The sequence below is a fragment of the Pseudoalteromonas sp. S408 genome (genome assembly GCF_005886645.1).
Classification (GTDB): Bacteria; Pseudomonadota; Gammaproteobacteria; order Enterobacterales; family Alteromonadaceae; genus Pseudoalteromonas.
In genome coordinates, this window is sequence record NZ_PNDY01000002.1 from 161,583 (window position 1) to 188,053 (window position 26,471).

26 protein-coding genes and 1 pseudogene are annotated in these 26,471 nt (G+C 39.2%); 14 read left to right on the top strand and 13 right to left on the bottom strand.

Going from position 1 to position 26,471, the window contains the following annotated elements; all coding sequences use genetic code 11:
• Positions 1-4: 4 nt before the first annotated feature.
• Entirely contained in the window at positions 5-1,081 is a 1,077-nt protein-coding gene (apbC, locus tag CWB62_RS03070) for an iron-sulfur cluster carrier protein ApbC (RefSeq protein ID WP_138530042.1), read from the bottom strand.
• 187 nt (positions 1,082-1,268) lie between these two features.
• Between apbC and metG the strand changes: the two genes are divergently transcribed.
• Both metG and CWB62_RS03080 read left to right on the top strand, forming a co-directional pair.
• Positions 1,269-3,290 carry a methionine--tRNA ligase gene (gene metG, locus CWB62_RS03075; protein ID WP_138530040.1) on the top strand — a complete coding sequence of 674 codons (2,022 nt, stop codon included), beginning with the start codon at positions 1,269-1,271 and terminating at the stop codon, positions 3,288-3,290.
• Between the two features lie 123 nt (positions 3,291-3,413).
• Positions 3,414-4,064, top strand: a pseudogene (locus tag CWB62_RS03080) (bifunctional 4-hydroxy-2-oxoglutarate aldolase/2-dehydro-3-deoxy-phosphogluconate aldolase).
• Positions 4,065-4,156: 92 nt separating this feature from the next.
• Here the strand turns inward: CWB62_RS03080 and lepB are convergent.
• Positions 4,157-4,807: a signal peptidase I gene (lepB, locus tag CWB62_RS03085; protein WP_138530038.1), complete on the bottom strand. Its 651-nt coding sequence runs from the start codon at positions 4,805-4,807 to the stop codon at positions 4,157-4,159.
• Between the two features lie 169 nt (positions 4,808-4,976).
• On the opposite strand from lepB, the gene CWB62_RS03090 reads away from it, so the two are divergent.
• Positions 4,977-5,474 carry a fasciclin domain-containing protein gene (locus tag CWB62_RS03090; protein ID WP_138530036.1) on the top strand — a complete coding sequence of 166 codons (498 nt, stop codon included), beginning with the start codon at positions 4,977-4,979 and terminating at the stop codon, positions 5,472-5,474.
• A gap of 71 nt (positions 5,475-5,545) precedes the next feature.
• On the opposite strand, the gene CWB62_RS03095 is transcribed toward CWB62_RS03090, so the two are convergent.
• The 3 genes from CWB62_RS03095 to aceK all read right to left on the bottom strand — a co-directional run bounded on the left by CWB62_RS03095 (position 5,546) and on the right by aceK (position 8,661).
• On the bottom strand, positions 5,546-5,800 hold the full coding sequence (locus CWB62_RS03095; protein WP_138530034.1) for a DUF2999 family protein: 255 nt from the start codon (positions 5,798-5,800) through the stop codon (positions 5,546-5,548).
• A gap of 69 nt (positions 5,801-5,869) precedes the next feature.
• Complete coding sequence (locus CWB62_RS03100) at positions 5,870-6,832, bottom strand: zinc-binding dehydrogenase (protein WP_138530032.1); 963 nt, start codon at positions 6,830-6,832, stop codon at positions 5,870-5,872.
• A 47-nt stretch (positions 6,833-6,879) separates the two neighbouring features.
• A complete protein-coding gene (aceK, locus tag CWB62_RS03105; RefSeq protein WP_138530030.1) occupies positions 6,880-8,661 on the bottom strand; it encodes a bifunctional isocitrate dehydrogenase kinase/phosphatase in 1,782 nt (593 codons plus the stop codon).
• A gap of 117 nt (positions 8,662-8,778) precedes the next feature.
• Between aceK and CWB62_RS03110 the strand changes: the two genes are divergently transcribed.
• Together CWB62_RS03110 and CWB62_RS03115 are read left to right on the top strand one after the other, a co-directional pair.
• Entirely contained in the window at positions 8,779-9,726 is a 948-nt protein-coding gene (locus tag CWB62_RS03110; protein ID WP_138530028.1) for a LysR family transcriptional regulator, read from the top strand.
• Between the two features lie 586 nt (positions 9,727-10,312).
• On the top strand, positions 10,313-10,750 hold the full coding sequence (locus CWB62_RS03115; RefSeq protein WP_058404408.1) for a hypothetical protein: 438 nt from the start codon (positions 10,313-10,315) through the stop codon (positions 10,748-10,750).
• A gap of 12 nt (positions 10,751-10,762) precedes the next feature.
• Here the strand turns inward: CWB62_RS03115 and icd are convergent, their stop codons facing one another.
• Positions 10,763-12,031: an NADP-dependent isocitrate dehydrogenase gene (icd, locus tag CWB62_RS03120; RefSeq protein ID WP_138530027.1), complete on the bottom strand. Its 1,269-nt coding sequence runs from the start codon at positions 12,029-12,031 to the stop codon at positions 10,763-10,765.
• Positions 12,032-12,217: 186 nt separating this feature from the next.
• On the opposite strand from icd, the gene CWB62_RS03125 reads away from it, so the two are divergent.
• Positions 12,218-13,018 (top strand): M61 family metallopeptidase, encoded by an 801-nt coding sequence (locus CWB62_RS03125; RefSeq protein WP_138530026.1) that lies wholly within the window; start codon positions 12,218-12,220, stop codon positions 13,016-13,018.
• 40 nt (positions 13,019-13,058) lie between these two features.
• On the opposite strand, the gene CWB62_RS03130 is transcribed toward CWB62_RS03125, so the two are convergent.
• Positions 13,059-13,613 carry a dienelactone hydrolase family protein gene (locus CWB62_RS03130; RefSeq protein WP_138530024.1) on the bottom strand — a complete coding sequence of 185 codons (555 nt, stop codon included), beginning with the start codon at positions 13,611-13,613 and terminating at the stop codon, positions 13,059-13,061.
• Positions 13,614-14,003: 390 nt separating this feature from the next.
• Here CWB62_RS03130 and CWB62_RS18610 point away from each other — a divergent pair, with 390 nt between their 5' ends.
• Together CWB62_RS18610 and CWB62_RS03135 are read left to right on the top strand one after the other, a co-directional pair.
• On the top strand, positions 14,004-14,147 hold the full coding sequence (locus CWB62_RS18610) for a hypothetical protein (protein WP_008113633.1): 144 nt from the start codon (positions 14,004-14,006) through the stop codon (positions 14,145-14,147).
• Positions 14,148-14,273: 126 nt separating this feature from the next.
• The gene (locus CWB62_RS03135; RefSeq protein ID WP_138530022.1) at positions 14,274-15,107 is read left to right on the top strand and encodes a TIGR02285 family protein; all 834 of its coding nucleotides are present in this window, start codon (positions 14,274-14,276) and stop codon (positions 15,105-15,107) included.
• 59 nt (positions 15,108-15,166) lie between these two features.
• Here the strand turns inward: CWB62_RS03135 and CWB62_RS03140 are convergent, their stop codons facing one another.
• The 5 genes from CWB62_RS03140 to rnm form a co-directional block, all read right to left on the bottom strand.
• A complete protein-coding gene (locus CWB62_RS03140; protein ID WP_138530020.1) occupies positions 15,167-15,745 on the bottom strand; it encodes a YceI family protein in 579 nt (192 codons plus the stop codon).
• Position 15,746: 1 nt separating this feature from the next.
• Positions 15,747-16,298, bottom strand: a complete 552-nt coding sequence (locus CWB62_RS03145; protein ID WP_138530018.1) for a cytochrome b — start codon at positions 16,296-16,298, stop codon at positions 15,747-15,749.
• A 168-nt stretch (positions 16,299-16,466) separates the two neighbouring features.
• The gene (locus CWB62_RS03150; RefSeq protein WP_058404402.1) at positions 16,467-17,291 is read right to left on the bottom strand and encodes a segregation and condensation protein A; all 825 of its coding nucleotides are present in this window, start codon (positions 17,289-17,291) and stop codon (positions 16,467-16,469) included.
• 6 nt (positions 17,292-17,297) lie between these two features.
• Positions 17,298-17,918 (bottom strand): L-threonylcarbamoyladenylate synthase, encoded by a 621-nt coding sequence (locus CWB62_RS03155; RefSeq protein ID WP_138530016.1) that lies wholly within the window; start codon positions 17,916-17,918, stop codon positions 17,298-17,300.
• A complete protein-coding gene (gene rnm, locus CWB62_RS03160) occupies positions 17,915-18,769 on the bottom strand; it encodes an RNase RNM (RefSeq protein WP_138530014.1) in 855 nt (284 codons plus the stop codon). The genes CWB62_RS03155 and rnm overlap by 4 nt, the downstream gene beginning before the upstream one ends.
• 446 nt (positions 18,770-19,215) lie before the next feature.
• On the opposite strand from rnm, the gene CWB62_RS03165 reads away from it, so the two are divergent.
• Genes CWB62_RS03165 through trpA form a run of 6 tightly spaced genes read left to right on the top strand, consistent with a single transcriptional unit; the run spans position 19,216 to position 25,806 of the window.
• Positions 19,216-20,784 carry an anthranilate synthase component 1 gene (locus CWB62_RS03165; protein WP_138530012.1) on the top strand — a complete coding sequence of 523 codons (1,569 nt, stop codon included), beginning with the start codon at positions 19,216-19,218 and terminating at the stop codon, positions 20,782-20,784.
• A gap of 1 nt (position 20,785) precedes the next feature.
• Positions 20,786-21,388 (top strand): aminodeoxychorismate/anthranilate synthase component II, encoded by a 603-nt coding sequence (locus tag CWB62_RS03170; protein WP_138530010.1) that lies wholly within the window; start codon positions 20,786-20,788, stop codon positions 21,386-21,388.
• Positions 21,389-21,398: 10 nt separating this feature from the next.
• Positions 21,399-22,436 (top strand): anthranilate phosphoribosyltransferase, encoded by a 1,038-nt coding sequence (gene trpD / locus CWB62_RS03175; RefSeq protein ID WP_138530008.1) that lies wholly within the window; start codon positions 21,399-21,401, stop codon positions 22,434-22,436.
• Positions 22,429-23,793, top strand: a complete 1,365-nt coding sequence (trpCF, locus tag CWB62_RS03180) for a bifunctional indole-3-glycerol-phosphate synthase TrpC/phosphoribosylanthranilate isomerase TrpF (protein WP_138530006.1) — start codon at positions 22,429-22,431, stop codon at positions 23,791-23,793. The genes trpD and trpCF overlap by 8 nt, the downstream gene beginning before the upstream one ends.
• A gap of 7 nt (positions 23,794-23,800) precedes the next feature.
• The gene (trpB, locus tag CWB62_RS03185; RefSeq protein WP_058404476.1) at positions 23,801-24,985 is read left to right on the top strand and encodes a tryptophan synthase subunit beta; all 1,185 of its coding nucleotides are present in this window, start codon (positions 23,801-23,803) and stop codon (positions 24,983-24,985) included.
• Complete coding sequence (gene trpA / locus CWB62_RS03190; RefSeq protein WP_138530004.1) at positions 24,982-25,806, top strand: tryptophan synthase subunit alpha; 825 nt, start codon at positions 24,982-24,984, stop codon at positions 25,804-25,806. The genes trpB and trpA overlap by 4 nt, the downstream gene beginning before the upstream one ends.
• Positions 25,807-25,876: 70 nt before the next feature.
• Here trpA and CWB62_RS03195 read toward each other — a convergent pair whose 3' ends face one another.
• Positions 25,877-26,455 carry a type 1 glutamine amidotransferase domain-containing protein gene (locus CWB62_RS03195; protein WP_058404395.1) on the bottom strand — a complete coding sequence of 193 codons (579 nt, stop codon included), beginning with the start codon at positions 26,453-26,455 and terminating at the stop codon, positions 25,877-25,879.
• Positions 26,456-26,471: the final 16 nt, after the last annotated feature.

Sequence of the window (26,471 nt, forward strand, 5' to 3'; positions counted from 1 at the left end):
CTTTTTAATCTTCCGAAATCACAATTTCAATACTATTGTGATGCTGTTGATAATATAGCGTGCTGGCTATTAGCCTAGCTGCTGCGCTGTATGTTTTGCTTATTGCTGCATTGTTATCGTTAGCAATAAGTTTTCCCTGCTCAGAGTACTCTCTTATATCTATAGCTAGGGGAATGTGGCTTAAAACGGGAACACCATGCTTATGCGCCAATTTTTGTGCGCCTTCTTTGCCAAATACATGGTTTGCCTCACCGCAATGGCTACAAATGTAATGGCTCATGTTTTCTATTAAACCAAGTACGGGTACGTTCACTTTATTAAACATAGCAATACCCTTTTGCGCATCTGCTAGCGCTAAATCTTGGGGGGTAGTCACAATTACAGTCCCACTGGCAGGCACTTTTTGGCTCATAGTAAGTTGTATATCACCTGTACCAGGAGGCATATCTACAATTAAATAATCAAGCTCTCCCCAGTCAGTTTCGTTCAGTAATTGGCTGAGTGCACCGGATGCCATTGGTCCTCGCCATACTGTTGCATCATCGCTTGGCACTAAAAAGCCAATAGATTGGGCTTTAATGCCATTGGCATCAAACGGTTGTAATTGTTTGTTATCTTTTGTTTTTGGCTCAGCACCAACAAGACCCAATAACATAGGTATAGAAGGACCATAAATATCAGCATCTAAAATACCTACTTTTGCTCCCTCAGCTTTTAATGCACCCGCTAAATTAACAGCTGTAGTCGATTTGCCTACCCCACCTTTACCTGAGGCAATAAGTACAATATGTTTAATCCCTTTAAACTTTGCAGGCTCTTTAATATCGACCTTTGACTTTATCGATACTGCAATATTGAGTGCATCACTCAGATGTAGTTTAACAAGGGGCATTTCTGATTGCGCGGCAAAAGGCAAGCTAAGAGTGATTTGTAGTGATTTATCGTCGTTTTCAGAAATTGAGTCAATAAATTTTTCGTCAATTCCTACGGCAAAAGCCGCACTACGATAAGCCGCTAAAGCGGCAATAATCGGTTGTTTTTGCACCGATTTAGAAGAGAAAAGTTTTGACAGTCCAAACATAGCAATTAAATAGCGTTTCTTTGATGAAAAGTGCCTCGGAATTATGTAACATTCAGGTCATTAACACCAGTCAATTAATAAAAATCCATGAGCAGTGTGCGCGCACAGCCACCTACTTATAGATAAATTAATGATAACAGCCGTTTGAATAGTAAAAACGGTAGCTTATCCTCAATTCGGAATGATTATGGCACAGCGAAAGATCCTGATTACCAGCGCATTACCTTATGCAAATGGCCCAACACATTTAGGTCATTTATTGGAATATATTCAAACTGATATTTGGTCACGTTTTCAAAAACTACAAGGCCATGAAACCTATTACGTTTGCGCAGACGATGCCCACGGCACACCAATAATGCTAAATGCGCAAAAGCAAGGGATCACACCTGAAGAAATGGTAAAAAATGTGAGCATTGAACGCCAGCGCGACTTTGCCGACTTCAACATTAAGTTTGATAATTACCACAGCACGCACAGCCAAGAAAATAAAGAGTTTAGTGAGCTAATTTATAACCGTTTAAATGAGGCGGGCCATATTAAAAAGCACACTATTTCACAACTATTTGATCCAGAAAAAGGGATATTTTTACCCGACCGTTTTGTAACAGGCACTTGCCCCACGTGTAAGTCTGAAAACCAAAATGGCGACAGCTGTGATTCGTGTGGCGCAACTTACAGCCCAACAGAGCTCATTAACCCGCGTTCAGTTATGTCGGGTGCTGAGCCTATTTTAAAAGATTCAGAGCATTACTTTTTTGACCTACCAGCATTCGAAGGCATGCTTAAAGAGTGGTTGCACTCAGGTACTATTCAACAAGAGATGGCTAACAAACTAGATGAATGGTTTACTGACGGTTTACAACAATGGGATATTAGCCGCGACGCACCTTATTTTGGTTTTGAAATTCCAAACGCACCGGGTAAATACTTCTACGTATGGCTAGACGCGCCTATTGGTTACATGGCCAGTTTTAAAAACCTGTGTGACAAAAAAGGTATTGATTTTGACGCATTTTGGGCTGAAGGCTCAGACGCTGAGCTTTACCACTTTATTGGCAAAGATATTATTTATTTCCACAGTTTATTTTGGCCAGCAATGCTAGAAGGCGCTAACTTTAGAAAGCCGACCAACGTATTTGCACACGGTTTTGTTACTGTAAATGGCGAAAAAATGTCTAAGTCTAAGGGTACGTTTATTAAAGCACGTACTTATCTAGATAACCTAAACCCAGAGTATCTTCGTTATTACTACGCAGCTAAGTTAAACAGCGGCATTATTGATCTTGATTTAAACCTAGAAGATTTTGCACAACGTGTAAATTCAGACCTAGTTGGTAAAGTAGTAAACATAGCGAGTCGCTGTGCTGGCTTTATTACTAAAAAGTTTGATGGCAAGCTAAGTAGCACCATTATGCAACCAGAGTTACTTGAAGAGTTTCAGGCAGCGGCACCAAGCATTACTGCTCATTATGAAAACCGTGAATACAGCCGTGCTATTCGTGAAATTATGGCTTTGGCTGACAAAGCGAACCAATTTATTGATGGCGCAGCACCTTGGGTACTCATTAAAGACGAAACTAAGCAACAAGAAGCGCATGATGTATGTTCGCTTGGTCTTAACTTATTCCGTGTTTTAATTACCTACTTAAAGCCAGTACTACCAGCCATGGCCGAAAACGTAGAAGCGTTTTTAAACGATGACTTAGCTTGGAATGCAGTGCAAACACCACTAGTAAACCACTCTATTAATAAATTTAAACCGTTAATGCAACGCGTAGAAATGGACAAAGTAAACAAAATGGTTGAAGAATCAAAAGAAAGCCTAGCGCCACAAACTACAATTGATCCAAATAGTCCACTTGCAAAAGAGCCTATAAGCGAAGAGATTGAATTTGATGACTTTGCAAAAGTAGACTTACGCGTAGCTAAAATTGCAAAGGCAGAGCACGTTGAAGGCGCAGATAAACTACTTAAGCTAACACTTGATTTAGGCGGCGAAACGCGCCAAGTGTTTGCTGGTATTAAATCAGCTTACGCACCTGAAGATATCGAAGGTAAACTAACTGTTATGGTAGCAAACCTTAAGCCTCGTAAAATGCGCTTTGGTATGTCTGAAGGCATGGTATTAGCAGCAGGACCCGGCGGCAAAGAAATCTATATTCTTAACCCTGACGACGGCTCAGAGCCAGGTATGCGTGTAATGTAAACTTACACTTATGAATAAAAAAACCGCTGATTTACAGCGGTTTTTTTGTATTATTGATACTCCGTTTGCGACTCTTATCGATTTTTTGTACCATCTGTCAATTAATAGTAAAAAAGTAACACAATGCCCAGTACGGTCACTCAACAACAAACGGCAATTTGCAGCAAAATTCTAGAGCAAAAAATAGTCGCTATTATCCGCTTAAAACAGCAAGCCGATGTGGCACCACTTTTAGACTCCCTAGTTGAAGCGGGCATAAAGGTGCTTGAAATAACCTCAAATACACCGGGGTTTGAGCAAGAAATAAAGAGTGCGCGTGCGCGTCACCAACATATTTTGGTGGGTGCAGGCACTATTACAAATATTGAACTTGCCAAAAAAGCAATTAATGCCGGCGCACAGTTTATAGTCACCCCAAATACTAATAAGCGTATAGTGTCACTTGCCCACTAACATAATTTGCCCGTTTTAATGGGGGCTTTAACGCCCACAGATATTGCTAACGCGATTGAATATAACGCGGATATTACTAAGGTATTTCCAGCAGGCAGTATGGGAATTGGCTATTTTAAGGCATTAAAAGGGCCATTTGATAGCGCCAATTTAATGCCTGTTGGTGGTATAAATTTAGATAACGTTAATCAGTGGTTCAATGCAGGCGCTTGCGCCGTAGCCATCAGTAGTGACTTTTCAAAAGTAATTAAAAACCAATACGATAAGCACGCTCTTATACAATTAGTTCATGACTATTTAGCTAACATCCCCACTGGGTAAAGGGCTTTGATTCAGCCGTAATTACGCGGTATGGTTTAAACTTAAATTAAAGCAGACACTTAATACTGTGCTAAAACAAAGTCAAAATGAATTTAGTTTAAGGAGAGCATTACACGATCTTTCCTTGGTAAATAATAATTATCATAATCAAGCGACACAATAACCTTATTTGCTTTCCCGAGTAATTCACCACGAGGGATTAAACCAATTACGCGCGAATCTGCGCTATTGTCACGGTTATCCCCCATTGCCAAATAGTAATCATCTGGAATGGTGACCATTTTAAAGTCAGCTAATTGGGATGGTACATTTGCCACCCTAATAGTGTGCTTCTTAGCGTTTAACGTCTCTATTTTATCAACCGAATCGATATTATTTTGTGCATGTTCGTAATTAAGTTTTTTGCCATTAATAATTAATTCGTTATTTACCAAAGAAACGGTATCACCGGGTACACCTATCACACGTTTAATTAATCGATTACCTACTGCTTGTGAGTCGAATACAACAATGTCCCCGGTTTGTGGTTCGTTCAATTTAAGAAGAGAAATATGTGTAAAAGGCACTCGTAAGTCGTATGCCATTTTGTCGGTTAAAATTCTATCTCCTTGCGCAATTGTAGGTTTCATCGAGCTCGTAGGTACTTCGTACCAATCGGCTACAGCGCTTCTAAATACACTCATTAAGGCAATAAATACAATGAGTGAACGATTATTTTTCCAAAATTTATAAAGCACCTTCATAACTACTCCCTTTAACTGATCGAATAACGTTATGACCTAACACCGCTTTAGCAGTTCAAAAAAGGATGTAACAAAAAATGTTTGACCAATAAATGCTTTTTGATCGATTAAATTTACAACAGCGTAGCATCTTAGGAATTTATAAAATATTAACGTAAAGGAAGCTAACATGTTTAAGAAGATAACCACCGCAGTTTTAATCACCGTCGCAAGCATGGGTTTTTCATTTACCGCGCAGGCCAATCATCATGGCATGAAGAAAGACGTGGTTGATGTAGCAGTTGAAAATGGCTCTTTCACAACGCTTGTTGCAGCAGTCAAAGCAGCCGGATTAGTTGATACCCTCAAAGGCAAAGGACCATTTACTATTTTTGCTCCAACCGATGCCGCTTTTTCAAAATTACCTGACGGCACCGTTGAAATGCTACTAAAGCCTGAGAACAAAGACAAACTAACCACAGTGCTAACCTACCATGTCGTCGCTGGTAAAGTAATGGCAAAAGATGTGGTTAATCTAGACAGTGCTAAAACATTGCAGGGCCAGTCAGTAATGGTCAAAACAGACATGGGCGTGATGATAAACAACGCACACGTTGTTATGCCAGATGTTAAGGCAAGTAATGGCGTCATTCATGTCATTGACACGGTACTTCTTCCAAAAGAATAAGCACTAAAGTTTAAATAAAAAAAGAAGCATCAGCAGGTGCTGATGCTTCTTTAACTAAAAATATCACACACTTATTGTTGATTGAGCTTATCTTTTGCTTCTTTTACTTTTTCAAAGTCTAAACCTAATTCTTCAGTCGCTTCTTTAATTAAATGGGGCTGGGTCATAACAACGGCCATCAATTGCTGAAGTTTTTCAGGTGGAATACCTAGCTCTTGTAAAAGTGCCATAGCCATCATTGGGTTTTGTGTAAACGCCTCAAATAACGCTTTCACTTTCTCATCGCTTACATTGTGTTCTTTTAAAATTGCAATTATTGGATTCATTTTTAACCTTGGTTTTATAATAACGTGTGCATGATTAAATTATATGGGCATAACGTGTAAAATAAAGCGTTATTCTACAAGCAATACGACTTTTCCCGCATTTTCGTTGCGCTCTAATATTGCATGCGCCTCTGCAGCCTGTGTCCAGGGCAGAGTTCTGTATACGTTAAAGTTATAGTTTTTAGATGCTATATCGTTGTAAAAGCGTGCAACTAGGTCATCTCTTAGTTGGCGTTTAAACTCAATACTGCGGTTACGAAGGGTTGATGCATGAAACGAAATCCTTTTGCGCAAAAGCGCTGCAAAATCAACCTCAGCAAAACGTCCGTCTAAAAAGGCAAGCATAATTATTTGACAGTCCATGGCTGCAATTGAAGCATTTTTATTTAAATAACGCCCTGCTACAGGATCAACAATTACATTCGCGGTTAAATTATGGCTTTGCATGTAATCTACAAAGTCAGTGGTTTTGTAGTTAATTGTATAATCGGCTCCTAGTGCCTTGGCGTGCTGGCATTTTTCATCTGAACCTGCAGTTATAACAACCGTGGCCCCTGCACTTTTTGCCATTTGAATTGCGGCACCACCTACTCCACTGGCCCCGGCATGGATTAATACCGTTTGCCCGTATTGTAATTTGCCAAGCTCAAATAATGCACCAAACGCAGTTAAATACACTTCGCTTATGGCTGCGCCTTCAACCATAGTAAGGTCTTCAGGTAGCTCCATTAGTTGTTTGGCATCTACGGCAACATATTCGCTATAAGCACCACCTGCACACAGTGTAAAAATGCGTTTATTTAACCATATTTTATCCACTTTGCTACCAACCTCAACAACAGTGCCTGCGCACTCTAACCCTAAAATTGGACTATCACCTTTTGGGGCTGGGTATTTACCTTGGCGTTGCATACAGTCAGCACGATTCACACCAATTGCAGCCACTTTAACAAGTACTTCATGATTTTTTAGCTGCGGTTTACGGGTACCACTAAAGGCAAGGTCTCCACCTTCATGGGAAATATATTTCATTACCACTCCTGTGCTTTAACTAAGTCATACTATAAATATGGGGGTAATTATTCCGGTTTAAACCGCCAACTTTGCTTATACGGGTAAACATCAGGTAAAAAGCCGTTTTGTATTTGCTGTTGACACTGTTGCCAAAAAGCAGTTGTGAATAAATCACTGTGGTGGGTGTTAAAGTACTCAAACGCATGGGTATTTGCGCTAAAAAAAACCTTAAATTGGCTTGGAAATATATCGTTTTCATCAATATCAAAATAAGAATGACTGCTAAGCTCTTCTAGTGCATTTTGTGATTGAGGGACATCTCTAAAATTACACTGAGTTAATGGGCAAATCTCATCAAAGTCGTAAAACACAACGCGTCCCCAACGCGTAACACCGAAGTTTTTCATCAGCATGTCACCTGGAAATATATTCGCCCCGGCTAAATCTTTAATCGCTTTTCCATAATCGAGCATCACTTGCTCTAATGCCATTTCATCGCAGTGGTTAATATATAAATTAAGAGGGGTCATTTTTCGTTCAACATACACATGCTTTAAAATAAGTGCCTTGCCCGATATAACTAAACTGCTGCCGATGTGTGTTTTCATCTGCGTTAATAGTTCTTTGCTAAAACGGCTTAAATCAAACGCCAAATACCTAAATTCGTGGGTGTCTACCAATCGCCCTACCCGGTCGGCTTGTTTAACAAAGTTATATTTTTCTTTTACTTGTGCCTTAGTTGCTGTTTTTGGTGCGCTAAATTTATCTTTTATTACTTTATAGACGTAATCTGAGCCTTCAATGGTAAATACCAGCATAACCATGCCAGGCGTACCGGGTGCATTGACATATTTAAAACTTGTGGGGCTATTTTTGGTGGTATCCACTTTATATCGGTAAAACTCAGTTTTGGCGTGTTTAATAAAGCCAATCGCATTAAATAATTCAAACCGCTTTTTATGTGGCATAAGTACACTGAGGTAATCAACATAACGCGCAGGTTGGTCGGTATCTACCATAAAATAAGTACGGGCAAAGCCAAATAATAAACTTAGTTGATCGGCCCCCATCATTACCGCATCTATTTTTAGGCCTTTTTCGGTGTTTAAAATGGCAATAGCAAACGGCATGTTATCACCATTTTTCGCTATACAACGGCCAATTAAATAACACGCTTTGTTTCTAAAAAATAACGAGTTTGCGTATTCAATAAACCCGTCATTTAAATTTATAAGTTCATACACCTGCTTACGTTGATGTCTAGCACCTTGCATTAGAGTTTGCTGCAAACGCTTTAAATCTGCATTTAATTGGCTAAATGGAACTCTAAACATTTGCTTAGTAATAAGCTGTGAAATTGCAGTATCAAACCCATTTTTAAGTGAGATTCTACTCACTAAACTTTCAAATGAACGAGGCTCACTGCGGTATTTGGCTTTTAATACAAATAAATGCACTGTACGAATTTTTTTATCGTCCCAAATAGCACCGAATGTAGAATTAAAAAATGTATGCGCAATGGGTTTATTCTCATGGCACTCGACCATATCTCCGTAAATATTTTTAGCTAATTGCCATGTTTGCGGGCAGTCTAGTTCATGATAAGCAATCACTTTAACCGCTTCGCTCACGTTTTTTACCTGGCGCTCGTAAACTTGTAGCCGATCACGCATTGCACGTTGTACATCATGGTACTCGCGTTGCTCAAACCGACTTTGTGCGCCAAGTGTAATATTTAAAAACTCAGCAAACATAGCATCAAACCCTGCAAATACAGCACGAGCTAGCTTAGTTGCAATCACCTTTTGAAGAGCATTATTTGAATCATCGATTAATGTATTTGGCATGCTGACAACACTTATATTTTTACCCGTTATGGCGGTTATTTTTTATTAATGGTTTACACCTTAGCAAGCAGGCTTTAATTTAGATAATTAATACAGCAAATAAATAAGATTGATCTAATGAATATACGTAACGTCGATCTCAACCTTCTCGTCTATTTAAACGTGTTAATAGATGAAAAAAGTGTGTCTAAAGCCGCCAATAAATTAGCGTTAACACAACCTGCCATGAGTAATGCACTAAAACGATTGCGTGATTTATTTGAAGATCCGCTCCTTGTTCGCGCCGCCGGCTCGATGACTCCAACAGCTAAAGCACTTTTACTAAAACCTGAAATAGAAGCCCTATTAAAAATGGCTGAGGCAATCACTCAACCAAGTGAGCAATTCAACCCCGCAACGGCTGAAATAACCTTTAGAATAATGGCAAACGACTATTTAGAATCAACGTTAATAGCGCCATTTATTACCGCTCAATTAAATAAAAATCCGGGTATTAATTTTGACGTTTTAAGCCCAAGCGATGTCAACCTGCAAGATATGGAAAAAGGCACTATAGATCTTGCTATTAACCGCTTTAATGGATTACCCCGGTCGTTTCACCAAGCTACTGTATGGCGCGATAACTACTGCTGTTTAACACATCCCAAGAATACTTTTTTACAAAACGCCACACTCGATGATTACCTTCAAAAAGAGCATATTTGGGTAAATCGTGCTGGCTGGGGGCCCGAAGCTGCTGTAACTAACAAGTCAGGTAAACAAAAATTAGGTTGGGTAGATGAAGCGCTCTGGCAATTAGAGCAAACACGTAAAATTAGGGTATTTACCCGCCACTATATGATTGCCAGCTTACTTTGCCAATCAGAACAACTGATGGCTACATTACCGCGTAGGCAAGCTAAGTTATTAACAACACATACTAACTTGGTAATAAGTCCGCCTCCGTTTCAAATAGTACCTATTGAGGTAAAAATGATATGGAGCCCACTGCTTCATCATGCGCCAGCACATCAATGGTTGCGCCGTGAACTACTTGAGTTTGCTAAAACAGTAGCAGATAGATAATAACACTGTATACATACTAGAAATCAAATGAGCCAGTAAATAAATTTCAACCCGTGAAGCCACATTTGTGTGAAATTGCTCTCTACTTACCTAATTACGGGTAGCTACAGCTCATGCAACACTCTGTAAATCTATGCGCTAAAACTGAAAATGACGGAATATTAGGGTAAATTAAAAATACAACGTTTAAAAACTAATTTAGCAATAAATAAAACATCGAGACTCTCTCTTTAATATAGTGAGTGTCTCGATGTTTTGCTTTGGAGTCGTATAAGTCTTAGCAAGGGGAGTAACCTTACTGTTCACCATGTAGCAAAGCTAATACCAAATTTTTTATTTAAATTTAATTCAATAGCTTACTTAAAAACTTTATAGTCCCTCAGTTAACATTCGTACCACTTCTGTGCATTTATTTATTTTTTGCACCAAATTAAATAAAGGAAGAAGCCCTTAAATTTAAGGCGAAAAATAGGTATAACGAGCTTAATATTGATTGAATCAATGTCAGTTATTGAAAACAACAATTTCATTAATAATACACTTAGCGCTAGAGTGAAGTTAAGCCAACAAACTAAGAGTAATTATTATGACAACAGCTTCTTTCACACGCCAAGACGGATTATTTATTGATGCTAACTTACATCAGTTCATTGAAGAGCAGTTATGCTCTAAGGCAACATTACAAACAACAGATGTATACCAAACACTGGCGACATTAGTTGATGAGTTTGGATGTACATGTCGTAAAACTAAACACCAACCAAACGATGTACTTGAAGTACAAACATTGCTAAACGCGTACCAACTGCAAAATCATCCGCATTGTCATGTAGATGCGCAAACAACTGAAGCGGTACTTGATGAGTATTGTTGCCAGGTTCCTGCAATCATTGTTGTTGCTTTAATGGATACGCTTAGTGGTACACAATGCGATGAACCCAATGCACACAACATTTACCACCGTGCCGCACAGTTAACTAATCGCCCATGCGTGCACACTGTTAATACTGCGTCAGCAGCTTAATAATGAATGTGTTTAAAAGTGCTCGATAACCTTATTTGCAAAGTCTGTGCAGCTTAAGGTTGTCGAGTTATGAATTGTTGAAGTATCACTGCCCTGCTGGGCTAGATCAAAAGTAACATGCCCGCTTGCTAACGTTTTTTCTAATGCATTTTCAATAGTTAACGCCGCTTCATCCCACTTCATAAATTTAAGCATAAGTACTGCACTCAAAATACTACTACTTGGATTCGCTTTATTTTGCCCTGCAATGCGTTCAAATGTGCCATGAGTAGGCTCAAAAAAAGCCACATCATTATTCATATTTGCCGCTGGCATAATACCCACACCACCCACTTGAGCACTGAGCATATCGGCTAAAAAGTCCCCATTTTGATTTGTTGTCGCCACTACATCAAACTGCTCAGGGTTCATTAAACATTGTTGTAGCATGTTATCGGCAATGACTTCTTTAATTATTAAGGGTGCTTGACTATCACGAACAATTTTTAGCCATCGGCCATTTTCGTGCTCAATAGCATTAAATTCTTTTTTGGCTAGCGCAAAGCCCCAGCGTTTAAATGCACCATCTGTAAACTTAAGTACATTGCCTTTATGAACAAAAGTTAAAGAGTCTCGATTGTTATTAAGGGCAAAATTAAGAGCAAAACGTGTTAATCGTTCAGAGCCCTCTTTGGATATATTTTTTATACCTATCCCGCAGTCTTGTGAAAATCTAAGACGTGTAACCCCCATTTCTTCACATAAAAAGTCGAGCATTTTTTCACTTTCAATGCTGCCAGCTTGCCACTCAATGCCAGAATATACATCTTCGCTACTGTCACGAAGCACGGTAATATTAGTTGAAAAGGGATTTTTTAATGGAGAAGGCAAAGCACTCATTCCTTTGATGGTACGCATGTTTACAAATAAATCCATTTCTTGGCGCAAGGCAACATTTAAAGACCTAAACCCTCCGCCTAAGGGGGTTGTTAACGGACCTTTTATTGCTATTTTACATGCTCTTACCGCTTGTATTGTTTCTTGTGGAAACCAATCACCATCGTAAAGCTTGGCAGCCTGCTCACCATTAAACACTTGCATCCAATGTATTTTTCGTTTGTTTTGGTAACAGTGTGTAATAGCACAATCTACAATATTTCTCATAACAGGCATGACATCTTGCCCTACACCATCTCCATTAATATAGGCAATAATAGGCTCTGAAGGAATAACCCACTGCCCTTGCTCATCTACCGTTATATGTTGCCCATGCTTGGGCATATTTATATGTTGGTATTGCATTACTAAAGCCTATAAATCAATGTATAAGTACGATTAAAACATGTTAATTGGGATGTGTCTTTAATTGCCTTTTTATAGTTGGTATCAGTTTAAAAAATAACAAATACAGTGTGCTAATGTAGACGAAACGGTGGTCTTATAGCGTGTACGGTTCGTATTAGTTTTTAAATATAATGAGGGGTTTTAATGAAGATATTGTGGACGTTGTTATTTTTATGCTCTTTAAACATCTATGCCCTTGAAGTTGATATTCACCAGCTTAACTCGCTATCTAAAAATGGCCAACAAGTTGTCTCTACTTGGATTGATCAGAGTGTAAAAAAAACTGAAAATACGCTTGGGCCTTTAAAGCAAACTACCTTGCCTATTTATTTAAAGCCTCAATATTTTGCATTTGAGCCTGTACCATGGGCAACGGTAAAGCGAAGCAACCCCGATGGACTTGAACTACACATAGACAGGTATGCTAGTCTAAATGCATTGACTAAAGACTGGACCCTATATCACGAGCTATCGCATTTATATTTGCCGCTTTTTCCCTATTCTGCATTTTGGTTAAGTGAAGGGTTTGCCAGTTACATGCAAAACGTAATTATGCGTGACAGCGGTGTAATAACCCAAGCGCAATTTGTTCAACGATTAAATGCTGGTTTTGATAGAGCTAGACTACAAAGTAAAACCAAATCGCAGCCCTTAAGTGAACTCTCTGCTGATATGTGGAACCAAGGTGCTCAACAACGTGTGTATTGGACAGGCGCTGCGTTTTTTGTTGAAGCCGATTTAGCACTTCAACAGCAAGGTCAAACCCTAGCTGAGATAATAAAAGCCTATCAACTATGCTGTAGAACAGCACGTTCAAGTGCTAAAACGTTTATCAAAGATTTTGATAAACTCTCACGGAGTAGTATTTTTGCTTCTTTATACGCAGAATATAAAAACCGTTCTGACTTCCCAAACATAACAAAAAAATTAATTAATACACTTTAAAATGTTTTACTTTTTAAATTAAAACACACCTCACCCAGAATTATGAAAACTCATTAGACTTTAAATAGTTGTAAAAGTGTTGGTAAGCTTGCTCGTTATAATTTAAAGAACGCTTGTTCATAAATCCATGGCAATAACCTGTTGGTTGGCAAATTACGTTTTGCTTTTCATTAAGCTCATTAATAACAGCTGTAACATCAAAGTGTGTTTCATGGTAAGGAAAAATAAATTCACATGGCACATTGGCTTTTAAATTTAAGTAGTTTCGTATTTGCGATGGATAAAAGCCAACCACTTTTTTAAGATGTGGATTGCCTGTTAATAACTGAGCTCGCCACGCAGCGCTAGCCCCCGCACTAAAGGCGATACAAACTGTAGGTGATATGAGTCTATCAAATTTTTTATGCAACATTGTTGTATACGCGTTATGACCACACTCCTTTATAAAATTTTTATAGTTATTTTCTTCACTTTCAATAGCTTGCTCTTTCCCACCATAGGGTTCAACAAGGGTAAACTTCGTGTTTAATGCTTTACAAAAGTCCTGTAAAGCGGGCGTTTTTCCGTAAATATCACTGACTATTATGTAATGCATACTATTCCTTTTAGTCGTAAATCAACGTATTTAACCAGTTGATAAAATCTATGTTTTATATATTTATACAAATAACTTGCGCGTAATTATTATTTAGGTTAAATTCCCCCTCTGGTTTAAGAAACCACCGCGGTTAACCTATTTACCCTGATCCAGTAAGCCCCGCACAACGTATATTTGAAAGCTAAGTTATTGTACGGCGAGTACCCCTTAAATAATACCGAGATGAATTTTACTATCATCGTAAAAGTGTCATAAAGATCGTCAACACTGTAATGAAGCTAAACACAACATCGTTAATTTATTGACTGCAATCTGCTATAAAAATAGCGCAGAATAAATTACAAGAATAAAGTGAGTTTTATTATGTCTTATAAATATAACGGATCTATGATCCAAATTGCACATCCTGTGCAATCAATTTCAGTAAACAAACATCGTGTTATCTTTAGTGATACGCAAGGTTTAAAAAATGCATTATTTCAAAAAGCAAGTGATGCACGTCAGTTTGTGAAATGGTTAAAAGCCAGCTAAACACAGTTTTCATCGTGGATTAACGCGAGATTATTGAGAATATTATGCCAGCCTTGTTGCTGGCATTTTACTTTTTAATACTTAGGTGTTAAAACACTAACTCAATTACATTCGTTGGTTGCTGTAATGTTACGTGTATTTTTAACTCTTTTACCTTATTTTTTTCTAACTTCATTGTGCCATGCTCAAACAATTAACTGGTTAACCAACGATTTTGCGCCCTACTATATTTTAAATGGTAAATATCAGGGCCAAGGCCGCGACGAAACAATCATTAAATTACTCGAAGACCAACTACCACATGTTGAATTTAACCGTGTTGTAGTGCCTGCTAGCAAGTTAATTCAAACACTCTCAGATAAAACTAATGACGCGTGTGTGCTCTCTCTTTACAAAAACGAAAACAGAAAGCAGCAAATGGTGTTTACTCAAGAGAGTTCTACAGTGGGTTTGTCTCCCTCTGTTGCACTTCATAAAAAACTAGCGAGTGCGCTATCGCTTAAAAACGACACTGAGGTCTCTTTGTATGATTTACTGCAAGAGAAAAAGCTAACATTAGGCGTTTCTTTAAGTCGCTCTTATGGGGAAGCTATTGATCGTATAATTAATTCAACGCCCGATGTTGATATTGTTATTCGTCCTACCCGAGATAGCTTAGCTAGTCTTACCTATATGCTTAATTTAAAACGCATTGATATTTTACTTGGCTACCCAAGTGAACATTTTTATTTAGCTAAATCTATGAACTTTCAAAATAACTTAACCCAAAGGCCGTTAACTGAAGCACCTGCGTTAAGTTATGGCTATATTGGTTGCACTAAAACCGAACAAGGTATTAAAAATATTGCTTTGCTAAACAAACATCTTAAGGTAATAAAACAAACAGATGAATACATTCATGCACTATCAAAGTGGTTGCCCGAGCATTTAAAGCCATTGCTAAAAACAAGAATGAATTAAACCAAAAAGCGCCACTTAATGCGGCGCTTTAAAAGTTAATTATTTAGTGACAGCCCAGCTTATTTACGAATACCTTCAATAAATAATCCTATATCAACATGAGTTGACGCAGGCCCTAAATTATAATTAATACCATAGTCACTTAATTTAAGGCTTGTTTCGCCTTCAAAGCCTACACGGTAACCACCCCATGGGTCTTGGCCTTCACCGATTTTGTCTATTTCAAAGGTGATACTTTTTGTTACACCATGCAATGTAAAATCACCGGTTACTTTGCCTGAATTATCATCATTAAACGTGATGTTAGTACTTTTAAACGTAGCAGTTGGGTATTTATCAACATTTAAAAAATCTTTACCACGTAAGTGTTTATCACGCTCTGCATGATTAGAATCAAGGCTCGTTGTATCTATATTTACCATTATTTGTGACGCATTAGGTTTTTCTGCATCGTAATTAAATTCACCGTCAAACGTATTAAAACGCCCATGTAACCAGCTGTATCCCAAATGCTTTATTTTAAAGTTCACAAAAGCGTGTGCCCCTTTTGTATCAATAATATATTCAGCAGCATTTGCAGCCGATGCTGATAAAACGAGAGCCGCAGATACGGCCGTATTTTTTAGTAATTTTTTCATATTAATCTTCCTTCAATGGGGTAATCATTCTTGTTAACGTTTTATCTTTATCTATAAAATGGTGCTTTAACGCACCCAGCGCATGTAAAATAACAAACCCAATTAATATACATGCACCGTAGTAATGAACTTTTCCTGCAATATCTGCTTGATCATCAAAAACAAAATCAAGAGCGGATACATTAAACAGCATAAATACTTCAATCGGTCGTCCGTCTGCAGTTGAAATTAAGTACCCCGCTACCACAATAACAGCCAATAATATGTACATAACTACATGAGCCGTGTGTGCCAGTTGGTTTATTTTCGAATTTGTTCCTAAAGGTTTTGGATTAACAGATAAAACGCGCCATAAAATCCTAAAAACCAAAACGGCTGCAAGCGTAATACCTATGCTTTTATGTAAATCTAGGGAGCCTTTATACCAGCTGTCATAATAGGTAAGTTCGACCATGTATAAACCCAAGCCAAATAAGCCTATAACAGTAAGCGCCATTAACCAGTGCAAAGTAATGGCAACGAATCCATAAGATAGCGGCGTATTTTTAAGCATAATTAATATCCTGTGTTTTAATATGTACAAGATATAGCAGATTGTCATTTAGTAAAATAGCGTAAACAAACAGCTTCTGTGCATATATGCACAAAAGTAATTGGCGTAAATTAAATTAAGGAAATTAAAGGGTAATTAAAGGGTAATTAAAGTATTTATTAGCAGCGGCTATTCACTAAGACTGACGTAGATTAAACTTTCTGCGTTAACTTGCAGACAAGTAATTAGTCCTTCTTTTATTAGCTCAAGCATAGCTATAAAGCTTACAACAACCCCGCTGCGACCTTCTGATACTTTAAAAAGTTCATTAAATACTATTGCGCTATTTGCCTTGGAGAGTTGGTGTAATATTTGGCTCATACGCTCACGGGTTGACAAAACTTCTGCTGTTATTTGATGATGTTCAAAGGTTTTAGCTCTTGCCATAACTTCACTCAGGGCAAGCATTAAATCTTTAAGCTCTATTTCGGGTAGGTTTTGGTTTGTATCGTCGTTAATAGGCATGACGGCACGGGCAACAAAAATATCACGCCCAACACGAGGAATGTCATCTAGGTTTTCAGCTGCTTTTTTAAATTGCTCGTATTCTTGTAAGCGTTTAATAAGTTCGGCACGCGGATCTTCCTCTTCTTCGAGCTCTTCATGGACAGGAAGTAGCAGGCGTGATTTTATTTGTGCTAATAATGCCGCCATGACTAAATATTCACCGGCGAGCTCTAAGTGAAACTCGCTCATCATTTCAACATAACTAACATATTGCTCTGTAATACTGAATATCGAGAGCTCAAGTACATCAAGCTTATGTTTTTTTATTAAATAAAGAAGTAAATCAAGCGGCCCCTCAAAGGTTTCTAAAATAACTTCGAGTGCGTCAGGTGGAATATATAAGTCTTCAGGTTTATCAACAACGGCTTTTCCATGCAAAAAAGCCAGTGGCAGATTTTGCTGCACTGGCTCATCAATTACTGGTGGGTATTTAGTTGTTGATGTCACGTTTATTTACTCAAACGGGCTCACATCACCACAGCCAACACGCAGTATTTTTACATCGTCTTCAGACAAATCAATTACCGTTGTTGCTTGCTCTGGTAGGTATCCACCGTGAATAATAAGATCGACGTGTTTATCAAGCCTATCTAAAATTTCGTCAGGATCCGATTCTGTAAATTCTTGCCCTGGTAAAATAAGCGAACACGACATGAGTGGCTCGCCTAACTCAGCTAAAAGAGCACATGCTATTGGGTGCTCAATAACACGTATACCAATCGTTTTTTTCTTATCGTTTAATAAACGCTTAGGAACTTCCTTTGTGCCTTTGAAAATAAAGGTGTAAGGGCCCGGCGTATTATTTTTAATTAACCTAAATAGTTGATTATCAACACGTGCATAAGTTGATAACTCTGATAAATCACGGCATACAAGCGTAAAATTGTCGTTCTTATCAATTCCACGAATACGCTCTATACGCTCTTTGGCTTGCTTATTACCAATATTACAACCAATCGCATAGCCCGAATCTGTAGGATAAACAACAATGCCCCCTTGCTTTATGATATCAACAGCCTGAGTTATTAGTCTTGCTTGTGGGTTATCTGGGTGAATATGAAATAATTGACTCATGTTAATGCCCCTTTTGGTCCTTCCCAAACTTGCCAGACACCTTGGCAATCTTTGGGTAAGTATAAATTTTTACCAAGCTCTAAATAGCTTGTTGGAAAATGAAAATCAGAGCCTTGCGAACATAATAGTTCGTACTCTCGGCTAAGTTCGCCCAAAAACTGGCGCTCGCTGGGTGCTTGCTGAGGTTGTGCTACTTCCATTGCATCGCCACCTGCGTTTTTAAATTCAATTAACAGCTTACGTAACCACTTATTAGACATTCGATAGCTACTCGGGTGGGCAAGCACTGCAACGCCCCCTGCTGCATGTATTGCATTAATAGCAGTTTGCATATCGCACCAACAACTTGGTACGTATCCTGTTTTACCTCGCCCTAAATACTTTTTAAATACCCCAGGGAAATTTTTAGCTACTCCACGCTGCATTAATGCACGTGCAAAATGAGCGCGTGTAATTTGTCCATTTACAGCAAGCTCTTTAGCTTGGTCATAAATGCCTTCAAAGCCATTTTTCTCTAAACGAAAGCCTATTTGTGTTGCCCGCTCTTCGCGCTTTTGTTGCTGTGCTGATAATAAGGCATCGAGCTCTTCGTTATCGACATTTATGTTTAAGCCTAGAATATGAATCTCAAAACTTTCCCATTTCGTCGATATTTCTGTGCCTGTAATTAATGACAGCGGAAGATTCTCTGACTTAATAAATGATTGAGCCGGCTTAATAGCTGCCACAGTGTCATGATCGGTAATAGCAAACACATCAATGTTTTTATCTACCGCACGGTTTAATAATTCTTCAACCGTTAAATGCCCGTCTGAATGTGTGGTGTGACTATGTAAATCATATTTTATCAAAAGAAAACTGCTTAAAATTAAGGTTTAAAGGTGTTTATGCAAGTATAACAAGTTTTTTCACTAAATTGTTTTTAATAAACACTTGACACAAAAGCACAAGATACGTTTTACTGTAGCCACTTTAAGGCACATCAAGAATTAAATACTATGAACAATTCAAACCTAAACACAATCTGGTGGTGGCACTCGTAATAATCGGGTGATGAATTGTCGTGTCTGACAAAATTTCAAAACCCGCAAATATGCGGGTTTTTTTATAACTAAATTTTAATAAATACATAATAAATTTGAGGCAGAAAAACATGAATAACGGTCTTACTCTTACACATCATTGGTGGTGGCGCCTGGTATAGCGGGACTGTAATGATCTGTTTGTAATTTAGATACGTTATTCAAACCCCGCATTGCACAGCATTGCGGGGTTTAATTTTTTGAGGGAATGAGGTTTGATTTTTAGTCATATAACAACTACACCGGGTGAAGTAACCAGTATTACGCAAACACGCGATTACATTAGTAGCCCACTTGCATTATACGCAGCGCTTGATAAACCCAACTCACTGCTACTTGAATCAGCTGAAATTGATTCTAAAGACAGTGTAAAAAGTTTAATTTTAGTCGATTGTGCATTACGCATCGTTTGCCAAGGCAAAACAGTCATAATTACAGCCCAATCAAACAATGGGCAGCAGCTGTTAAGTTACTTACAAGCTAATGTTAAAAACTGTAAAGCCGAGCTAAACGATACAAGCCTAACCCTAAATTACTTAAGTACACATAACGACATTGATGAAGCCAGTAAATTAGTAGCGGATAACGCATTTAGTGCCCTACGAACCTGTATAAACTCAATCAAAAGCACCACTAACAATCCATTCTCTTTATTTTTAGGCGGTGTATTTGCCTACGACATGGTTGCAAACTTTGAACAGTTAAGTGATGTGCCCGATGGCGAAAACAGCTGCCCTGACTATGTATTTTATTTAGCTGAAACACTCGTTGTAATTGATCATCAAAAACAAACCACAGAACTGATTGGTAATGTGTTTAACGGCCCAGACGTGCACGCAAACTGTTTTGAAGTAGGTAAACAACTGGAGCGATTAAACAGTCTTTGCGATAACGCAGCCCAGTACAGCGCCCCATTAAACAAAGGGGAATGCGACGTTAATGTAGACATAAGTGACGAGACTTACTGCGAACAAGTTGTAAAACTAAAAAAGAACATTGTTGACGGTGATATTTTTCAGGTTGTTCCCTCTCGAACTTTTTCCCTGCCTTGCCCTAACGCTTTACATGCGTACAGCCAATTAAAACAGCAAAATCCAAGCCCTTACATGTTTTACATGCGCGACGAAGAGTTTGCTTTATTTGGTGCATCGCCGGAATCGGCACTTAAATATGATGTTAATAACCAACAGGTAGAAGTATATCCAATTGCAGGGACTCGCCCTCGTGGTAAGTTTGCTAATGGGCAAATAAATCCTGACTTGGATAGTCGTATTGAGCTTGAACTTAGAAACGATCAAAAAGAACGGGCAGAACACCTAATGCTTGTTGACTTAGCCCGTAACGATGTAGCGCGCATTAGTGTTGCAGGTACTCGTCATGCAAAAGAGCTCTTAAAAGTAGACCGTTATTCGCAGGTTATGCATTTGGTTTCACGTGTTGTTGGCACATTAAAACCAGAACTAGATGCACTGCATGCTTACCAAGCGTGTATGAACATGGGTACCTTGGTAGGCGCACCCAAAGTACGTGCCGCAGAACTTGTTCGCCAAACAGAGGGCAAACGACGCGGCAGTTACGGTGGCGCAGTGGGTTATTTAACCGGTGATGGCGCAATGGACAGCTGTATTGTTATTCGCTCTGCTTTTGTTAAAAACAACATGGCCTATGTTCAAGCTGGGGCTGGGGTTGTATTTGATTCAGACCCGCAATCTGAAGCTAACGAAACACGTGCCAAAGCTCAAGCGGTCATTACCGCCATTAAATCAACTTACGAGGCGGTATAACATGAGTGCATCACAACCAATCAAAATTTACTTTTTAGATAACTTTGACTCGTTTAGTTACAACCTAGTAGACGAACTAACCATGTTAGGCGGTGAGCTTGTTGTATACAGAAATAACATAAGTGCCGACATCATTTTTAATAAAATGAGCCAAGAGCAAGGCCAAGTTTTACTTGTGCTTTCACCAGGTCCTGGCACACCCAGCGATGCAGGCTGTTTGATGGATCTTATTCAGCTGTGCAAAGGCCATTTTCCAATGCTCGGTATTTGCTTAGGGCAACAAGCTTTAACACAAAGTTATGGCGGAGTAATCGGTCACGCAGGTGAAACCGTACATGGTAAGTCGTCAATCATTGAATTAAACGCACATCCTGTTTTTGAAAATATGGGCGAAACAATGCCGGTAGCACGTTACCACTCATTAATGGCCACGAAGGTGCCCGATAGCATAGACGTAATAGCACAATATCAAGACATTCCAATGGCTATTTATCACCATGGTGACAGTGCGTTGGGTTACCAGTTTCACCCTGAATCAATACTAACGCCTAATGGTGCCTTGTTGCTGCAACAAAGTGTTGCTTACTTAACAACTAATAAATAAAGAGGACATTATGAGTACACAATTACCCACTTCCCTTAATGTTCAAAGCGCTATTGAACAGTTAATTACAAAGCAATCACTCAACTACAGCCAATCAAAAGCACTATTTGATGAAATTATGCAAGGTAATATGAGCGATATCGAGCTAACAGCATTACTAATCAGTCTTAAAATAAAAGGTGAAGTTAGTGATGAAATAGCCGGGGCTGCAGCATCCATGCGTGAAAACGCAGTCGCGTTTAATACCACCTGTACACAACTTGCAGATAGCTGCGGCACCGGTGGCGATGGGTCAAACACGATTAATATCAGTACCACCGCCGCTATTGTTGCAGCTGCAGCAGGTATCAACGTGGTAAAACACGGCAACCGCAGTGTGTCGAGTAACTCAGGCTCTGCCGACTTACTCAAAGCGCTCGGTATTAATATAGATATGAGCCCAGAACAAGCAGCAAAATGCCTTGAGCAAACACACTTTACGTTTTTGTTTGCGCCTCATTATCACAGCGGTGTTCGTCATGCGATGGGCGTACGTACTACACTCAAAACACGTACAATTTTTAATATTTTAGGCCCTCTTGCTAACCCAGCGGCACCTGATGTGCAATTACTAGGTGTTTACGACGAGTCGCTATGTATGCCTATGGCACAAACGCTTAAAACATTAGGCACTAAACGCGCAATGGTCGTGCATGGTTCAGGCACTGACGAAATTGCTCTTCACGGGTCAACGCATGTTGTTGAATTAAACAACGGTGAAATAACCCAGTTCACGCTCAACCCAAGCGACTTTGACCTTGCAAACTATTCACTTGAACAACTAGCAGGTGAAGGCCCACAATATAACGCAGATGCAAGTGTTGCTATTTTACAAGGCAAAGGTACTGACGCCCATAATGCCGCTATTGTGGTCAATGTTGCTGCACTTTTATACCTAACAGGAAAAGCCGATTCGCTTAAAGATGGCGCTCAGGCAGTACTCTCACTTTTAAGTTCAGGCAAAGCCATGGACACATTAAATGCAATTATTGAGGTAAGTCATGGCTAATGTATTAGACAAAATTGTTGCTGATAAAAAACGAGAATTAATCGAACGAAAAGCCGCACGTCCGCTTGAAAGTTTCAAAGATCAGGCTGTGCCTACCAGTCGCGATTTTTATAGCGCATTGGCAGCACCGGGGATTCAATTTATTTTAGAGTGTAAAAAAGCATCCCCTTCAAAAGGGTTAATAAGAGAACCTTTTGATTTAACCGAAATCACTGCAGCATACAAAAAGTATGCAAGTTGTATGAGCGTTCTAACCGACACTAAATACTTTCAAGGCAGCTTTGATTACCTTGAATTTGTACGCAGCCAAGTTGAACAGCCTCTTATTTGTAAAGACTTTTTCATAGATGAGTATCAGGTTTACATGGCCCGCATTTATGGTGGCGATGCAATTTTACTTATGCTTTCAGTACTTAATGATGAAGAATATACAGCACTTCACACAGTGGCTGATTCACTCAATATGGCCGTGCTTACAGAAGTAAGTAATGAAGAAGAAGTACACCGAGCACTTGCCCTGAATGCTAAAATTATTGGTATTAATAATCGTGATTTACGTGATTTAAGTACCGATTTAGCAACTACCGAGAGACTGCGTAAATTAATACCTGAAGATAAAGTCGTTATCTCTGAGTCAGGTATCTATACCCATCAAGACGTTAAACGCTTAGCTCCGCTGTGCGATGGCTTTTTAATTGGCAGCTCGCTGATGGCCGAAGCTGATTTAGAGCAAGCATGTCGCCGTGTTATTTTTGGTGAAAATAAAGTGTGTGGGCTTACTCGCAGTCAGGATGCGCAAGCAGCGTATAATGCTGGCGCCATATATGGCGGTTTAATTTTTCACCCTAAATCTCCACGCTGTGTTGATTTAGATTGCGCCCAAGCCATAACGCAATCAGCACCACTAAAATTTGTAGGTGTTTTTGTTGATGAACCAACAGAGAAGGTTGCTCAAGCTGCAAGTGTGTTAAAGTTAGCGGCAGTTCAATTACATGGCAAAGAAAGTGACGATTACATTAAAGCGTTGCGTACACAGTTACCAAACAACTGTGAAATTTGGAAAGCACAAGCAATTAAAGATGCGCTACCAACTCCTATCAATGGCGTTGACCGACACTTGTACGACACTCACAGCGATACACAAGCTGGTGGCACAGGTAAGGTATTTGATTGGTCAGTACTTCGCGATGCAACAACGCCATTTATGCTTGCTGGTGGCTTAAATCCAGACAATATAAAAGATGCGCTTTTTCAAGGCGCTTTAGGCCTTGATTTAAATTCTGGAGTTGAAGACGCTCCAGGTAAAAAGTGCCCAAAAAAATTACATCATGCTTTTACAAGTATCAGAAATTATTGAGGTTAAAATGCAAAATCCAGCTTATTTTGGCGAGTTTGGCGGTATGTTTGTACCCGAGTTACTTGTCCCTGCGCTTAAGCAGTTAGAAAACGAATTTAACAAAGCGCAAAAAGATCCTGAGTTCCAGGCAGAACTTAGTAAATTATTAAATGAGTATGCAGGTCGCCCTACTCCTCTTACTTTAACGCGTAATTTAGTTAAAAATCCAAAGGTTAAACTTTACTTAAAGCGTGAAGATTTACTTCATGGCGGTGCTCATAAAACAAACCAAGTACTCGGCCAAGCATTACTAACAAAACGCATGGGTAAAAAAGAAGTCATTGCTGAAACCGGCGCAGGTCAACATGGTGTTGCTACCGCTTTAGCGTGTGCACTGCTAGGTTTAAAGTGCCGTATTTACATGGGTGCAAAAGACGTGGAACGTCAACAACCTAATGTATTTAGAATGAAATTAATGGGCGCAGAAGTCATTCCTGTTACAGCGGGTTCTGGCACATTAAAAGATGCCGTTAACGAGGCATTACGTGACTGGTCAGCTAACTACCAAGAAGCGCATTACCTATTAGGAACTGCTGCAGGCCCTCACCCATTCCCAACTATTGTTCGCGAATACCAAAAAGTAATTGGTGAAGAAGCCAAGCAACAAGTGCTTGACGCTGAAGGTCGCTTACCAGACGCTGTTATTGCCTGCGTTGGTGGTGGCTCTAACGCTATTGGTATGTTTACCGATTTTATTGACGAGCCTAGTGTAAAACTTATTGGTGTTGAACCTGCGGGTAAAGGTCTAGACACTCATGAACACGGCGCCACTATTTGTAAGGGGACTAAAGGTATACTGCACGGTACATACACTTACATTATGCAAAATGATGATGGCCAAATTGAAGAGTCATACTCTGTATCAGCCGGTCTTGATTACCCAGCGGTAGGCCCACAACATGCATTTTTACATGAAACTGGCCGTGCACAATATGTAGGTATTAGTGATACTGAAGCACTTGATGCATTTCAGTCATTAGCTAAAAACGAAGGTATTATTCCTGCTCTTGAATCAAGCCATGCATTAGCTTATGCGCTCAAATATGCAGAAGAGCAGACGCAAGACAGTGTTATTGTTATTAATTTAAGTGGCCGTGGCGATAAAGATTTAGCACACGTACACAAAGTATTATCTGAAGGAGGCCAGCTATGAGCCAAATTAAGACGGACCGTTATGGTGCTATGTTTTCTGCATTGAATGAAAAAAAACAAGGGGCGTTTGTTCCTTTCGTCACTATTGGCGACCCAGGTAAAGAGCAGAGTATTGCTATCATTAAAAGCTTAATTGATGGTGGCGCTGATGGACTAGAACTAGGTATCCCTTTTTCAGATCCAATAGCTGATGGCCCGGTTATTCAAGCCGCTAATATCCGTGCGCTTGATGTGAATATTAACACCCAAGACTGCTTTGATATTATTAAAGAAATTCGTGAATACAACGCCGATATACCAATAGGCCTGTTACTTTATTCCAACCTAGTGTTTAAGCGTGGCTTAGAAGCGTTTTACAAAGATGCAAAAGCCGTAGGGGTAGACTCTATTTTAGTCGCTGATGTCCCTTTGCATGAGTCTAAAATGTTTAGAAAGGCTGCAATGGACAATGGCGTAGACCCAATATTTATTGCCACGCCTAATGCAAACGACGACACGCTTCGCCAGTGTGCTTCATATGGCCGTGGCTATACCTATTTACTTTCACGTGCGGGTGTAACTGGTACAGATACTAAAGCACAAATGCCTGCAGGTAATATTGTAAATAAATTAAAAGAGTATCATGCAGCTCCTGCACTACTAGGCTTTGGTATTTCAACGCCAGAAGATGTTAAATCAGCATTAAATGCAGGTGCAGCTGGCGCTATTTCTGGTTCAGCGGTAGTAAAAATTATTGAAGCAAACCTTAATGATTTAAACGCAATGACTGCGCAGTTAAAAGCATTTGTCAGCGAAATGAAAGCCGCAACCGCATTACAATAAGTTTAAATTTACGCATTAAAAAAGGGCATTAAAAATGCCCTTTTTTATTTTAAACTCATACTTAGAAAGCTTAATGAGCTTGGTGTTTACCCTCGAGAACTTCTTCAATAAATTTAGCATTAAAAGCATCTAAATCTTCGGGGCTGCGGCTGGTAACCAACCCTCTATCTACGCACACTTCTTCGTCTACCCAATTGGCACCTGCATTCATTAAGTCACTTTTAATACTTGGGAATGAGGTTACCGTGCGGTCACGTAACTTATTTATTTCTGCCAATAGCCAGGGGGCATGACAAATTGCGGCAACCGGTTTGTTTTTTTCTGCACCAAAAAAACCATCTATGAAGGCTTTTGCATGTTTATCTTGGCGAAGGCTATCGGGGTTAAATAACCCACCGGGTAACATTAACGCATCGTAATCAGCAGAGTTAGTATTTGTTACGAGTTTATCTACTGAGACTTTTTCGCCCCATTTATCTTCATTCCACCCAGTAATTTGACCCTCTTTAATAGAGACTATCTCTATTTTGGCTCCAGCATTCAATAATGCATCACGCGGAGAAAACAGCTCACTTTGTTCAAAGCCATCAGTGGCTAGAATTGCAATTTTTTTACCTTCAAGTGGCGTGCGCGATTGTAATTTATTCATTTGGCTCTCCTTATTA

Excerpts from the sequence above, each read along its gene's own strand:
- apbC (WP_138530042.1), bottom strand. The coding sequence starts at position 1,081 with ATGTTTGGACTGTCAAAACTTTTCTCTTCTAAATCGGTGCAAAAACAA.
- metG (WP_138530040.1), top strand. The coding sequence starts at position 1,269 with ATGGCACAGCGAAAGATCCTGATTACCAGCGCATTACCTTATGCAAAT.
- lepB (WP_138530038.1), bottom strand. The coding sequence starts at position 4,807 with ATGAAGGTGCTTTATAAATTTTGGAAAAATAATCGTTCACTCATTGTA.
- CWB62_RS03090 (WP_138530036.1), top strand. The coding sequence starts at position 4,977 with ATGTTTAAGAAGATAACCACCGCAGTTTTAATCACCGTCGCAAGCATG.
- CWB62_RS03095 (WP_138530034.1), bottom strand. The coding sequence starts at position 5,800 with ATGAATCCAATAATTGCAATTTTAAAAGAACACAATGTAAGCGATGAG.
- CWB62_RS03100 (WP_138530032.1), bottom strand. The coding sequence starts at position 6,832 with ATGAAATATATTTCCCATGAAGGTGGAGACCTTGCCTTTAGTGGTACC.
- aceK (WP_138530030.1), bottom strand. The coding sequence starts at position 8,661 with ATGCCAAATACATTAATCGATGATTCAAATAATGCTCTTCAAAAGGTG.
- CWB62_RS03110 (WP_138530028.1), top strand. The coding sequence starts at position 8,779 with ATGAATATACGTAACGTCGATCTCAACCTTCTCGTCTATTTAAACGTG.
- CWB62_RS03115 (WP_058404408.1), top strand. The coding sequence starts at position 10,313 with ATGACAACAGCTTCTTTCACACGCCAAGACGGATTATTTATTGATGCT.
- icd (WP_138530027.1), bottom strand. The coding sequence starts at position 12,031 with ATGCAATACCAACATATAAATATGCCCAAGCATGGGCAACATATAACG.
- CWB62_RS03125 (WP_138530026.1), top strand. The coding sequence starts at position 12,218 with ATGAAGATATTGTGGACGTTGTTATTTTTATGCTCTTTAAACATCTAT.
- CWB62_RS03130 (WP_138530024.1), bottom strand. The coding sequence starts at position 13,613 with ATGCATTACATAATAGTCAGTGATATTTACGGAAAAACGCCCGCTTTA.
- CWB62_RS18610 (WP_008113633.1), top strand. The coding sequence starts at position 14,004 with ATGATCCAAATTGCACATCCTGTGCAATCAATTTCAGTAAACAAACAT.
- CWB62_RS03135 (WP_138530022.1), top strand. The coding sequence starts at position 14,274 with ATGTTACGTGTATTTTTAACTCTTTTACCTTATTTTTTTCTAACTTCA.
- CWB62_RS03140 (WP_138530020.1), bottom strand. The coding sequence starts at position 15,745 with ATGAAAAAATTACTAAAAAATACGGCCGTATCTGCGGCTCTCGTTTTA.
- CWB62_RS03145 (WP_138530018.1), bottom strand. The coding sequence starts at position 16,298 with ATGCTTAAAAATACGCCGCTATCTTATGGATTCGTTGCCATTACTTTG.
- CWB62_RS03155 (WP_138530016.1), bottom strand. The coding sequence starts at position 17,918 with ATGAGTCAATTATTTCATATTCACCCAGATAACCCACAAGCAAGACTA.
- CWB62_RS03170 (WP_138530010.1), top strand. The coding sequence starts at position 20,786 with ATGAGTGCATCACAACCAATCAAAATTTACTTTTTAGATAACTTTGAC.
- trpD (WP_138530008.1), top strand. The coding sequence starts at position 21,399 with ATGAGTACACAATTACCCACTTCCCTTAATGTTCAAAGCGCTATTGAA.
- trpCF (WP_138530006.1), top strand. The coding sequence starts at position 22,429 with ATGGCTAATGTATTAGACAAAATTGTTGCTGATAAAAAACGAGAATTA.
- trpB (WP_058404476.1), top strand. The coding sequence starts at position 23,801 with ATGCAAAATCCAGCTTATTTTGGCGAGTTTGGCGGTATGTTTGTACCC.
- trpA (WP_138530004.1), top strand. The coding sequence starts at position 24,982 with ATGAGCCAAATTAAGACGGACCGTTATGGTGCTATGTTTTCTGCATTG.
- CWB62_RS03195 (WP_058404395.1), bottom strand. The coding sequence starts at position 26,455 with ATGAATAAATTACAATCGCGCACGCCACTTGAAGGTAAAAAAATTGCA.